The 12,924-nt window shown below is 56.1% G+C and carries 11 protein-coding genes; 7 read left to right on the top strand and 4 right to left on the bottom strand.

The features are described 5' to 3' along the window. Positions 1-44 precede the first annotated feature (44 nt). The 3 genes from ARCT_RS0110875 (at position 45) to ARCT_RS0110865 (ending at position 4,742) form a co-directional block, all read left to right on the top strand. Positions 45-1,097: an ABC transporter permease gene (locus ARCT_RS0110875; protein WP_027240097.1), complete on the top strand. Its 1,053-nt coding sequence runs from the start codon at positions 45-47 to the stop codon at positions 1,095-1,097. Between the two features lie 15 nt (positions 1,098-1,112). Further along, positions 1,113-2,555, top strand: coding sequence for an ABC transporter permease (locus ARCT_RS0110870; protein WP_027240096.1), 1,443 nt, complete (start codon positions 1,113-1,115; stop codon positions 2,553-2,555). Positions 2,556-2,654: 99 nt separating this feature from the next. Further along, positions 2,655-4,742, top strand: a complete 2,088-nt coding sequence (locus tag ARCT_RS0110865; protein WP_027240095.1) for a dipeptide ABC transporter ATP-binding protein — start codon at positions 2,655-2,657, stop codon at positions 4,740-4,742. Positions 4,743-4,828: 86 nt separating this feature from the next. On the opposite strand, the gene ARCT_RS0110860 is transcribed toward ARCT_RS0110865, so the two are convergent. From ARCT_RS0110860 to ARCT_RS0110850, 3 genes are all read right to left on the bottom strand, one after another. Continuing rightward, positions 4,829-6,007 carry a cytochrome-c peroxidase gene (locus tag ARCT_RS0110860; protein ID WP_027240094.1) on the bottom strand — a complete coding sequence of 393 codons (1,179 nt, stop codon included), beginning with the start codon at positions 6,005-6,007 and terminating at the stop codon, positions 4,829-4,831. Between the two features lie 147 nt (positions 6,008-6,154). Further along, the gene (locus ARCT_RS0110855; protein WP_027240093.1) at positions 6,155-6,532 is read right to left on the bottom strand and encodes a hypothetical protein; all 378 of its coding nucleotides are present in this window, start codon (positions 6,530-6,532) and stop codon (positions 6,155-6,157) included. A 256-nt stretch (positions 6,533-6,788) separates the two neighbouring features. Next, positions 6,789-7,382 (bottom strand): lytic transglycosylase domain-containing protein, encoded by a 594-nt coding sequence (locus tag ARCT_RS0110850; RefSeq protein ID WP_027240092.1) that lies wholly within the window; start codon positions 7,380-7,382, stop codon positions 6,789-6,791. Between the two features lie 293 nt (positions 7,383-7,675). Between ARCT_RS0110850 and ssb the strand changes: the two genes are divergently transcribed. The 3 genes from ssb to ARCT_RS0110835 all read left to right on the top strand — a co-directional run bounded on the left by ssb (position 7,676) and on the right by ARCT_RS0110835 (position 10,985). Next, entirely contained in the window at positions 7,676-8,197 is a 522-nt protein-coding gene (gene ssb / locus ARCT_RS0110845) for a single-stranded DNA-binding protein (RefSeq protein WP_027240091.1), read from the top strand. A gap of 813 nt (positions 8,198-9,010) precedes the next feature. Continuing rightward, positions 9,011-9,919: a crotonase/enoyl-CoA hydratase family protein gene (locus ARCT_RS0110840; RefSeq protein ID WP_027240090.1), complete on the top strand. Its 909-nt coding sequence runs from the start codon at positions 9,011-9,013 to the stop codon at positions 9,917-9,919. 469 nt (positions 9,920-10,388) lie between these two features. Next, positions 10,389-10,985: a TetR/AcrR family transcriptional regulator gene (locus tag ARCT_RS0110835; protein ID WP_027240089.1), complete on the top strand. Its 597-nt coding sequence runs from the start codon at positions 10,389-10,391 to the stop codon at positions 10,983-10,985. A gap of 579 nt (positions 10,986-11,564) precedes the next feature. Here ARCT_RS0110835 and ARCT_RS0110830 read toward each other — a convergent pair. Continuing rightward, on the bottom strand, positions 11,565-12,221 hold the full coding sequence (locus ARCT_RS0110830) for a CDP-alcohol phosphatidyltransferase family protein (RefSeq protein WP_027240088.1): 657 nt from the start codon (positions 12,219-12,221) through the stop codon (positions 11,565-11,567). Between the two features lie 240 nt (positions 12,222-12,461). On the opposite strand from ARCT_RS0110830, the gene ARCT_RS0110825 reads away from it, so the two are divergent. Then, positions 12,462-12,893: an adenylyltransferase/cytidyltransferase family protein gene (locus ARCT_RS0110825; RefSeq protein ID WP_027240087.1), complete on the top strand. Its 432-nt coding sequence runs from the start codon at positions 12,462-12,464 to the stop codon at positions 12,891-12,893. The last annotated feature ends 31 nt before the right edge of the window (positions 12,894-12,924 follow it).

Below are 12,924 nucleotides of genomic sequence, written 5' to 3'. Positions count from 1 at the left end.
TCCGAGGCTGCCCCGGTTTTGACGCCAGACCAACAGGGAAACCTATGGGATTGTTCATTTTACGCCGTTCAGGCGTGATGCTCCTGACGGCGCTATGCCTGACGTTCATCGTTTTTACGCTCACCAATTTGTATCCAAATCTGGAAAAGCTCGCCAAGACCCAGGGCAATTTTCGGATGACCGACGAGGCCGTGGCCAGCTGGCTTGACAAAAACGGCTATAGTCAGCCGATGGCTGTCAAATATGGCCAGTGGCTGGGAGTATTGCCCGGCTGGACACTGGAGAGTGACGACGGAACAACCGGCCGCTGCATAACCGGCGTTGCGGCCCAGGTCCAAGCCGCTGAGGCGCCAAGGTTCTGCGGCATTCTGCAAGGCCACTGGGGCCATTCAACGGTATTGCAGAAAGATGTCGCCAGTGTGGTCACGGAACGCCTGGGCAATACTCTGCGACTGATGGGCTGGGTGTTGCTGCTGATGATCCCCTCGGCGTTGATCATTGGTGTTCTGGCCGGCATGCGCGAAGGATCGGTTACGGACCGCAGTCTTTCCACCGTCTCCATTCTGACCACCGCCACCCCGGAATACGTCTCTGGCGTGGTTTTTATCGCGATCTTCACCTCTTCCACCGTTGGATTAAAATGGTTCAAAGGCTCTGCCACCGCCGCCACCGAGAATCCCACCTTTGAAAATTTCTTTCTGCCGGTTCTGACAATTGCGCTTTATGGCATGGGCTATATCGCCCGCATGACACGCGCCTCGATGACCGAGGTGATGACAGCGCAGTATATTCGCACAGCCCGGCTCAAAGGTGTCAGCTTTCCCAAGATTGTTTTGAAACACGCCCTGCGCAATGCGCTGATTGCGCCGTTCACCGTGATCATGTTGCAGTTTCCCTGGTTGCTCAATGGCGTCGTCATTGTGGAAACCCTATTTAACTACAAAGGCTTCGGATGGATACTTGTGCAGGCCGCAGGCAATAACGACATTGAGCTGTTACTGGCGATTTCGGTTGTTTCGGTCTTTGTCGTCCTGGTGACCCAGCTGATTTCTGACATTGGCTATGTCTTCCTTAATCCCCGCATTCGCATTTCATAACGGAAGGAGACAGACATGGACCCTCTCAGCTGGACCGGCAAGATCGCCTTCCTCGACCCCGTTCTCTTTTTCGCCCTTGGGCTTCTTGCCATCTCGGTCCTGGTCTGGATCCTGCTCAGCGCAGTGTTGCCAGAACAGCGGGTCATCAATACCGGCAATGGCAGCACCGGCCTCAGCACTGAACCGCGTGCGCTGGCCAGTTGGGCCGTCAAGGCGGCGCTATGGGCCACAACCGCCCTGCTTGTCTGCTATCTGGTTCTGGGCATTATCATGGGAACAGGTGCCGGTATTATCGGCGCAATGGCGCAGCGGTTCTTACCCGTCTGGATCGCCCTGGTGCTGCTGTTCACCCTGTCGATCCGCTACAAACGCAGGCTTGGTCTCTATGGCAAGCTGTTTGACAGCCCAATCGGCATGATCGGTTTTGCGCTGGTGATGTTTTGGGTGTTCACTGGTTTCTTTGGCGCCTTTGACCTGATTGTCACCCATGATCCACTGGCGCAGCTATCCGGCCTGAAAAACAAAGTGCCAGGGACACCGCTGCGCAGCCCCGAAGAGGGTGATTTTCAGTGGTATCTTCTGGGCGGCGACAACCTGGCCCGCGATGTCTTTAGCCGCATGGTCAAGGGCGCCTGGGAGGTGGTCAAGATTGCGCCGCTGGCGACGCTGTTTGCCTTTATGGTTGGCATCACACTTGGCCTGCCTGCAGGGTATTTTGGTGGGCGGCTCGACACTGTTTTGTCCTTCCTTGCCAATCTGATCCTGGCCTTCCCGGTGATCTTGCTGTTTTACCTGCTGGTCACGCCGGAAATTGTGCTCACAGGGCTGCCGCAGTATATGGCCATTGTGCTTTTTGCCTTTCCGCTGATCTTTTTCTACGTGCTGATCAATGCGCGGTATCGCACCCAACCGGCGCAAAACCGTCTCTACCTTGGGGTCGTTTTGCTGCCGATGCTGGCCCTTTATCTGATGGTGGTGAACGCCCCCGGTTCCAAGGTCGATATCCTGCCTGCGGTTCTGGACAGAATAAACATTCCCGGCGGCATCCTCGTGGTTTTTGTGTCGGTGGTCTTTGTGAACTCGCCCACGGTGTTTCGTATTGTGCGTGGCCTCGCCATGGATATCAAAACCCGCGACTATGTGGCAGCAGCCCAAACCCGCGGCGAGCGCCCCTGGTACATCATGCTGTGGGAAGTGCTGCCCAATGCGCGTGGGCCGCTGATTGTCGATTTTTGCCTGCGCATTGGGTACACGACCATCCTGTTAGGAACATTAGGTTTTTTTGGCCTCGGGTTGCCACCGGAAAGCCCCGACTGGGGATCGACCATCAATGAGGGGCGCAAGCTACTGGCGATCTATCTGCACCCCGCCCTGCCACCAGCAATTGCACTGTTGAGCATGGTTCTGGGCCTCAATCTACTGGCGGATGGGCTGCGTGAAGAGAGCCTGAAGGATTAATCCAAACCTGGCAGCGCCGGGGGCCAGCCCCCGGACCCCCGGGATATTTGAGGCCAAATGAAAGGGTAATCCTTTTGGGCTCAGCAGGGAGACACGATGATGAACAAACTGTCAGAGACTGATGGGCCGGTGCTTGAGATCGACAAGCTGTCGATTTCCTTTTTTACCCGGTTGCGGGAAATCCCTGCGGTGATGGATTTTTCTGTCTCGGTACACCCCGGTGAAGCGGTGGGGCTGGTTGGCGAATCCGGCTGTGGCAAATCCACCGTGGCGCTGGGGGTGATGCAGGATCTGGGCAAGAACGGCCGCATTGTTGGCGGCTCGATCAAGTTCAAGGGCCGCGATCTGGCGCAGATGAGTGCCGAGGAGTTGCGGGATATCCGCGGCAATGAGATTGCAATGATCTATCAGGAACCTATGGCCAGCCTCAACCCGGCGATGAAAATTGGGCGCCAACTGATGGAAGTGCCCATGATCCATGAGGGCATCAGTGAAAGCCAAGCCTATGAACGTGCGCTGGAGGTTGTCACGGATGTCCGCTTGCCCGATCCGGAGCGAATGCTGAACTCTTATCCGCATCAGCTGTCTGGGGGGCAACAGCAGCGTATTGTCATTGCCATGGCCTTGATGTCAAAACCGGCGCTGCTGATCCTGGATGAGCCGACGACTGCGTTGGATGTGACGGTTGAAGCCGCCGTGGTCGAGCTGGTCAAGGAGCTGGGTAAGAAATACGGCACCTCGATGCTGTTCATCAGCCATAACCTGGGGTTGATCCTGGAGACCTGTGACCGACTTTGCGTGATGTATTCGGGCGAGGCGGTCGAGCGGGGCTCGATCGCGGAGGTGTTTGATGAGATGCAGCACCCCTATACTCAGGCCCTGTTCCGCTCAATCCCGCTGCCTGGTGCCGACAAGAACGCCCATCCGCTGGTGGCGATCCCCGGCAACTTTCCGCTGCCGCATGAGCGGCCGACAGGCTGCAATTTTGGCCCCAGGTGCGACTACTTTGAAGCGGGCCGCTGCGATGTCGGACAGATCGATATGGCAGATGTGACGGGGAACGACCGCCATGCCACCCGCTGTCTGCGCCACCAGGAGATCGACTGGAACGCGCCCATTGCCGTTGCGGCGCAGAAGGAAAAGACCAAACCCGGCGCGGTTGTTCTCAAGATCGACAATCTCAAGAAATATTATGAGGTGGCAGCCAATGCGCTGTTTGGTGGGGGGGCCAAAAGGGTGGTCAAAGCCAATGAAACCCTGAGCTTTGAGGCGAGGGAGTCTGAAACGCTCGCCATTGTTGGGGAATCCGGCTGTGGCAAGTCCACCTTTGCCAAGGTGTTGATGGGGCTGGAGACCGCCACCGAGGGTGAAATCCTGCTGGATGGTCAAAACATTGAACAAACCCCTATTGAGGACCGTGACACCAGAACCATCTCGGATGTACAGATGGTGTTCCAAAACCCATTTGACACGCTCAACCCATCCATGACTGTGGGGCGCCAGATCATCCGGGCACTGGAGGTGTTTGACATAGGTGACAGCGACCTGGAGCGCCGACAGCGCATGCTTGAACTTCTGGATCTGGTCAAACTGCCACGGGCCTTTGCGGATCGGATGCCACGCCAGCTTTCGGGCGGGCAGAAGCAGCGGGTGGGCATTGCGCGGGCCTTTTCGGGCGGGGCGCGGATTGTGGTGGCGGATGAGCCGGTATCGGCACTGGATGTTTCGGTTCAGGCCGCCGTGACAGACCTTTTGATGGAGATCCAGCGCACCGAAAAAACCACCCTGCTGTTTATCAGCCACGATCTGTCCATCGTGCGCTATCTCAGTGATCGGGTGATGGTGATGTATCTGGGCCATGTGGTGGAGCTGGGCGATACCGATCAGGTCTTTTCGCCGCCCTACCACCCCTATACCGAAGCCCTGCTCAGTGCGGTGCCGATTGCCGATACATCAATCCAAAAGCAACATATCGTCCTGGAGGGCGATATTCCTTCGGCGATGGATCCGCCCTCGGGCTGCCCATTTCAAACGCGATGCCGCTGGAAAGGCGAGGTGCCGGGTGGGCTTTGTGATAGAGAGGTACCGCCCACCCGCGTTCTGCAGGCGGGGCACCAGATCAAATGCCACCTGAGCGATGAGGTGCTGGAACGGATGCAGCCGGTCATCAAGCTGGCCGCGGAATGATTCCTCGGGTGGCCCCGCCCAAAGACGGGTGCGGGCCGCCAGCAATGGGCTCCTGTGATGGAGGCCTGTGATGAACGCCTGTGATCTTATTCCGCGGCGTCCAGAAGGTCTTCGTAGCGCTGATCCGTCAGGGTTTTTAAGAAAGCCACCAGCGCGTCCACTCGCTGTGCATCCAAAGCCGGCCCGTGGGTGAGCTCCTTGACGGACAGTGTCCCAGGCACCGGAGCCTCGCCCCAGGGTTGGCCGGTTTCGGGGTTCATTTGCGCGGCCTCTGCCTTGCTGTTGTAGCGATTGTAGAACAGCACCACCGTGCGCAGATCCTGAAACACCCCGTTGTGCATATAGGGGCCAGTCACAGCGACATTGCGCAGGGTTGGCGTGCGGAACTTTCCGCGCTGGCCTGGATCAGTCACCTGTGGATTGGCCAAGAGGCCATCATCGACAAAATCCACGGCCATGCCCGCCTCTTGGATACCCGCAGGATTACGTGGCACGCCGATGTTGTGATAGCTGTAATCGGTAAAGGTCTCTTGCGCGCCTATTGGGCTGCCCCGCAGCTGATGGCATTGATTACAATTGGTAAACTGGTCTGAGAAGAACAGCGTGCGCCCCAGCTCCTCTTCCTTTGAAAACGCGGCCTTTCCAGCCAGGTAGCGGTCATACTTACTGCTAAAGGGGGCAAATTCATCGCGGCGTTCAAAGGCCGCAATCGCCTGGGTCATGGCGGTAAAACCAGTCTCATCTTGCTGCAGAACCGTCGGAGTGAAAAGCGTGGAAAATTGCTCTGCGTAGGCCGGGTTTTCGCGCAGGCGCTGCACCAAAACCGCCTTGTCTGGCAGCCCCATCTCGACTGGGTTCAATGGCGGGCCACCGGCCTGTTCTTCCAGATCGGCTGCACGCCCATCCCAGAACAGACCGCCGATCCATTTGCCATCCTCATTCTGGTGAAAGGGGGGAATGAAGGCGGCATATGACGCGGTTGGCGCATTGCGGTTGCCCAATGATCTACCGTCATCGCCAAGGGAAAACGCCCCATCGGCAGAGCGACGGGCATCACTGAACCCCCGCTCCGGGTCATGGCAGCTGGCGCAGGACTGACTGCGATTCAGCGACAGGTTTCCGTCGTGAAACAGCGCCTCACCCAGTTGTTCCAGCAGACGGTCCCGCGCCAGGGTCTCTGCCTGCACGGCCCCCACAGAGGTGAAAACGGCCAAAGCGCAAAGGCTGGAGAGTGTCAATCGGATCGGGTTAGGTCGCTGCATCATGGGCTCCGGGAATAGCGGTTGTGCCTGTATTCTCCGGAACCCATAATGAAAACTTTGATGTAGCGCAATTCCTGATTAAAAAAATCAAGTATCTCATCCCACTCCCACAGCAGATGAAATTGCAGTGCTACACAAAGGTATTTGTGGTCAACTGAGCAGCAGGACCACGATCATCAGAAGGTTCATTGAGGCAAATTGCATCAGCCAGGGATGTCTACGGCTGCGCAGCGCAGCATAGATCGCCAGAGTTACCGAAACCGCGAGGCCAGAAAGAGACAAGCCGCCCCCAATCACCCCCACCAGACCAGTATCCGGCCCCCAGGGAGAGCCAACAAGCGTCATTCCCTTGAGGCCAAAGCCGATACAAATGCCCAGGATAGCTCCCAACAGAGTAGCCCCAACGCTGCGGGCCTTTGCCAGGCCACGCTGCCCCCCCAGGACGCTATCAATCACGTCTTGTGACGGGACCGCTCCGGGTACCCATTGAATGCGTTCGAGCCGGTCGTCAAAGCTTCTGCTGGTCACTTGAATTCCTCCTGAAATCACAGGCAACGTCATAAAATAATACGGCTGATTAATGGCAAACCGGGGAAGTTAACAAGGCATTAAGTAAAATTATCAACTCTTTAACATCCCCTTCCACCGGTGACCTTTTGCTCTGAGTCACGCGCGCCAAAGCCAGTCCCAGAAGCGAGCTGCGTTGCAAAGCCCCCCTGAAGTTCCAAAATTTATGTATTACAAACAGCTACTTGCCGAACGCTCAAAGACAAAAGCCCCTAGATCAGCTGCCCCAGATTTTGGCCACGTAGTTTTGAGTTTCCTTATAGGGGGGCACCCCACCGTATTTTTGAACCGCTTGCGGCCCGGCATTATACGCCGCCAGCGCCAGGCGCCAGGATCCGAATTTCCTGAACTGTTTGGACAGGTAGCGGGCGCCGCCTTCGAGGTTTTGTTTTGGAATGGAAGGATCCACCCCCAAGCGACGCGCCGTGGCCGGCATCAACTGCGCCAGCCCCAACGCACCCTTGTGGGATTCTGCGTTAGGATTCCAGTTGCTCTCTTGTTGCACCAGGCGCAGGAATAGATCCTCAGGCACCCCGTGTTTGCGCGCAGCTTGTCGCGCCATGGCCAGGTATTCACCACGATAATTACCGGTGTAGCGCGGGCTGATAGACGAGACCGACGGGACAGTATCCGGGCGCAGGCGTGCCGAATCCTCGTATTGCTGCGCCGCCCGTGTATCCAGAATGCGGGTATGGGCAGAAAAAAGATCACGCCTGCTTTTGGTGCTGAACATATCCGCCTGCGCCAGTGTGGCACAGGTGAAACCAAGGCCAAGACCGGCACTAAAAACCCCAAATGTCAGTGACCGCATCCCGCTTATCATCTTGTTGCCCTGCTGAGTTCAGGCCGGATTATAGCCGGATTTTCATCAAATGAAAGCAAACAGGTTCACACGGGACAAAATGCAGGGGCAAATTCACCCAAAACCACCCGTAACAGAGCCCCCCTACCCTCTCCTCAAATGTCCAAGAGCAATGCGGCCAGAGGAGAGCTTTCCTAGCCGCGCCCAGGTCTATACTGTAGCTGCAACCCAGCGGTTGGGATTCGGCAAGCCCCCTCTCCCGCGCGTAACACAACCTAAGAAAAGAATAAGGACGGACCCCTATGGCCGGCTCAGTCAACAAAGTCATCCTCATCGGTAACCTGGGGCGCGACCCGGAAGTGCGGTCGTTTCAGAACGGTGGCAAAGTCTGCAATCTGCGCATTGCAACCTCGGAAAACTGGAAAGATCGCAACACTGGTGAGCGCCGCGAGCGTACCGAATGGCATTCGGTTGCGATCTTCAACGAGGGCCTTGTCCGCGTCGCCGAGCAATACCTGCGCAAAGGCTCCAAAGTCTATATCGAGGGTCAGCTGCAAACCCGCAAATGGCAGGATCAAAGCGGCAATGACCGCTATTCCACCGAAGTGGTGTTGCAGGGCTTTGGCTCGACACTGACAATGCTCGACGGGCGTGGCGAAGGTGGTGGCGCAGGCGGCGGTGGCGGCGCCAGCTACGGCGGCGGCCAGGACAGCGGTTATGGCGGTGGCGGTGGCTACGACAGCGGTGCGCAGCAGGGTGGCGGCTTTGGTGGCGGCAGCAGCGGCCCCTCGCACAACATCGACGACGACGAGATCCCGTTCTAATTACAACGAACCAAAGAACTGTCGAGTCATAAGGCTGACAGCAAGCTGTAATGCCTCAACCAATCAAAAGTGTATATTTTGGTTGGTTGAGGATCGCGTGCTAACACAACGCAGTGTCATTTTTCCACGGGCGAACGATTTAACTCGCTAGCGAACGACGATGGCTTGCCAGATTGTTGTACCACTCTGTTTTCACTGGTGTTCTGCGCATTGGATCTGCACGGAGTACCATCCCTCAGCACCATGTCGGCACGCCCTCACTTGACGCTTTGGGAACCGTGAATGAAAGAGATCTAGTTTCAGATTTCGCGGCTACGAGGCATTTGTCGTCTAGCGATATCGAGCCACTTTAGGATCATTTCACACGCAAGAGGATTGCGGTCGTAAGAAGCCTGAAAATCCGCAAGTCGCGTGATGCGATCTCCATGCAAGTTTGGCATCCGCACAGTTTGTCAGCTCTGGAGACAGTCGGTAGTCATCAGCAAAAATCACGGATGAGTATGGCGGCTCGATTTCTAGTTTTTAGGAAAAACCATAGATCATGGCTCTGCCAATCGCGCAGACGCTCATTGGGACATGTTGGGATTGTCGGATAGTCCAAGCAATTTCCCTGCGGCTGGTGCAGCGTGGCGGATTATGGATCCGCAGGAACGCCCGCCAATCCACTCACGGTGCCCAACCGGCCCTCCATAAAGGGGGCGCAGGCAGGCTCAGGTCAATCTGAATTATGTGCCGCCCAAGTTTTTCACAGTCAGCTTTGACTGTGAAGCACAGATCCAGTATACGGAGGCATAAGGAAGAGGAGATCAAACAATGCCAGACTTCAGCACGCTCACAATTTCGCAGGACGCCGATACGCCAAGCATCGCGCGCCTCGTCTTGAACCGGCCAGAGCGATTTAACGCCATCAACGACGATCTGCCGGGGGAGCTGCGCACTGCTGTCGAATGGGCCGAGGACAACGACGAGGTCCATGTCATCGTCCTTGAGGGTGCCGGTAAGGGGTTCTGCGGCGGATATGATCTCGTGGACTACGCCGAAAGTGATATCGAGCACCCCTGCCAGCAGGAAAGTGATCCTTGGGACCCGATGGTCGATTATCGGGCCATGAAAAGAAACACGGAAAACTTCATGAGCTTATGGCGTTGCACCAAGCCGACTATTGCGAAGGTTCATGGTGCAGCTGTGGCGGGTGGCAGCGATATCGCGCTGTGCTGCGATTTGCTCGTCATGGCTGATGACGCGCGGATCGGTTACATGCCCACACGGGTCTGGGGCTGCCCCACGACCGCAATGTGGACCTTCCGTCTGGGGCCGGCACGCGCAAAACAGATGATGTTTACCGGCAACATGATCACCGGAACTCAGGCCGCAGACTGGGGGCTTGCAAATCTGAGCTGCCCTGTCGAGGAGCTGGAAAGCGAGACGATGAGGCTGGCCAAGCGCATCGCTGGCGTGCCTCGGGGACACCTCGCAATGCATAAAATTGTCGTCAATCAGGTGATGCTGGCGCAGGGCCTTGAGCAAGCACAAATGAGCGCCACGGTTTTTGACGGGATAACCCGCCACAATCCCGAAGGGCTGTGGTTCAGAAGATACGCCCAGAGCGAAGGCTTCAAGGCAGCGATCGAATGGCGCGACAGCGGACGGCCCATTCCAGAGGGCGATGAAGCAAGACGCATGATCCGAGACATGGAACGGGCGTCGGGCAAACAGAGCTAAGCCAGAACGCCCGAGTGTACTGCCCCCAAGGGGACCAACAAAGAAAGAGTGTCGAGATGGCTTTCCGACTGACCAGCGGTCAGCTGCGGCTACGAGATCAAGTGCGCAATGTCATGCCGCCCCACATTGCTGAATATGCGAGCGGAATTGCCACCGGGATGGGTGGAAGGAAATGCCTGCCCGCAGCCTCGCGCGATCACAGCGTCGCAAACGCGATCAGAAGCCGACATGACGGTCTTCGATACGACCGCGCGGTCCCGATGGCTGGCAGATCAGGAAACATAAACTGGACGGCTCAGAACCGTGGATCGCCTATCCGGTGGGCGGGCGATCCCGACATGATCACGAAAATGGAAAACCATATACGATGGTCTTCCGCGCAGCCCATGCCGCGCCTGCCGCGGCCACCAAGCCCAAGTTAGGACCACGCATGGCCTCCAGACCATCCCCTGCAAAACCCGACACTCCCATGACCCGCGCGCAGAAACACGCTGCAACACATGAAAAGTTGCTCGAAGCCGCCGTTCAGGTCCTTGTCGATGAGGGCGTGGCGCGCACGACGACATTGGAAGTGCAGAAGCGCGCAGGTGTAAGCAGAGGCGCTTTGCTTCACCATTTCCCGACGCATGCCGAGCTGCTGTCGGCGACCGTTGCCCGGCTTGTCCAGATGAACGAAGCGGCGGTGTGGGAAGAAGCCAAGGCACTGTCTGACATGCCTGACCCGGTGGAGCGGATCATCCGGACGCTCGCCAACGCATTTGCACATCCTTCTTTTGCCACCGAACTTGAACTCTGGGCCGTGGCGCGCACGGATGGCGCACTTCGAGACTCTCTGCGCGTTGCGGAAAGACGCGCGCGGGAAAGCCGGGATCGTGTTGTGCAAAAACTGTTCTCGCCACTTGCAGCCAATCCGCGGATGACGCGTGTCGCCGAGCTCAGCACTGAGTTCATTCGTGGCCTGACCCTGACCACGATCCTGCGGAAAGACGCGATAAAACGCGAGAATCTCATTCGTGAATGGATCGGCGTTGCGCAGCACATGCTCAAACTGCCAGAGCGGGAATGACCATCACTGACCAATGAACGACATCATCTGATGAGAAGTTTACCCGCCTTTGGGAGGTGGGGAGTATCGGATCGGCAAGCCACGCGGACCCCAAACTTCTCACCCACGACACCTGTCGAGTCATGGGGCCTTTACGGCTTCGATCTTTCGCCGCTTTTGGCTCGTGTCGAAGAACTGCATGCGGAAGTGTCACAGCCGTTGCCAGAGCGGCTCATTGTATATGTGATCCCATCGGTGAAAACCGCATGATCGAGCGCGCATTTGCTGTCGGACCCCAAGTGTGTAAGGAAGCAATGGCATTGCGAAAAGAGCAGCTCGCAGCATAATTGCGTTTAACGTGACGTGTGACACGTAGGCTTTCCTTGGTGAAACAACAGACGGCGCGCTCAACTCCGCTGTCACCCGTGGCCAAGCGCGAGCGCGCTCTGATCTGTTCCCAACATCGCTGCCGTCAGAGCAATGTAGATGAGTGAACGCTGTCCGTCGCTGAGATCAGAAAGGCTCCGATTGCGACCGGCCTGGTCCGGAAGGAAGACAAACGCCGCGCGCGGAACAGGCCCCTTCTATTCCAGGTCAAATTCACATTAACTTCCAACCATAGATACAGGAGACGGCCAGCGTATAAAGCGCAAGAAGGGCGACGTTGACAGGATTTCCCGAGAGCTTTGGAGTCTTTATCTGCGAGACATTCAAGACCGCGAGGCAAAGACCACTGGCAGCAAGAACAATGGCAAATACCGGGCGTTCAAAATACCCTGCAAACATGAAAACAAAAACGAGAATAATACTATTATTATCAATAGCTAAGCCTGTGTATTTAGAGTCACCCGACAGCCCAAAAGTACTAAAATAGCTCAACCGTATGGCGCCAAAAACCAGCATTGTGAAAACGACGGGTAAAAAGCTTGCGCTGAAATTTGCATAGCTCAAAATCAAAATGGCGGGCGTGACGCCATAACTTACGATATCAATGAGTAGATCAAGTTGGCCGCCAAATTTTCGATCCGCGCCTGTTCGTCCTGCCATTCGGCGCGCGATGAGCCCATCCGCCCAATCAAATGCAACAGCCCAGATCATGCCAATCATTGCGGCAGGATAAACCCCCACGATCAAGAAATAGATCGCTAGCAGCGTGCAGCCCAGGCCCGCCAGAGAGCAGATATTGGGAAGATCCTTGATATATGAAAGGATCGGTCTTGTCGGCAGCGCGCCGGTCACAGCGTTTTTGGTTGTCATAGCAGGTCCTTTAAGTTAAGGGACAGGACCCTAGTCAATGTTGACAGGCAATCTCTGCTTCCCATTCTGTGTGCCTTTGAAACGTGTAGTTTTCAAAACACGAGCCGACTCCAGACATCTGAAGGTCTGGAGGTTTATCTATTTAATTGTTTGAAACTACTGAAGAAATATCACGTCGGCGTGCATTCAGATGCCGCTGGGTATCACTGTTTATGGGTAGGTAAAAGGATAAAGCGAAGAATGATCGTTTATACAGTTGGAACTTTTGACTTACTTCATGTCGGCCACCTTGCTCTGTTGAACCATTGCAAATCACTGGGCAAGGTTCTTGCTGTTGGCGTTGCTTCAGATGAGGTCGTCAATCTTTACAAACCAAATATTCCGGTTGTCCCGTTGGAGCAGCGCGTGGAGATGTTGCAGGCTTTAAGCTGTGTCGACATTGTCCGCCCCTACCACGAGCTGGAGTATGTTTCGGGCTGCAAAGCTGTGAACGCGGATATCTTTGTGATCGGGGAGGATTGGGGCAGCAACCCCCACAACCTTGATGTGAATGCCTATTTGAAAGAAATGGGGAAAGAGATCGCCCAAGTTCGCTACAATCCGCGAACCTCTTCTACAAAAATCAAGCAAATGGTTCTGGCGCAGTTTCAGGCCCCCGGAAAACCTAACTGATGTAAACCTCAAGTGGTTCTCACCTGCATGT

This window comes from Pseudophaeobacter arcticus DSM 23566 (genome assembly GCF_000473205.1).
Taxonomy (GTDB): Bacteria; Pseudomonadota; Alphaproteobacteria; order Rhodobacterales; family Rhodobacteraceae; genus Pseudophaeobacter; species Pseudophaeobacter arcticus.
Note: the sequence above shows the minus strand (reverse complement) of the source record. Positions and strands in the feature narration are given on the sequence as shown.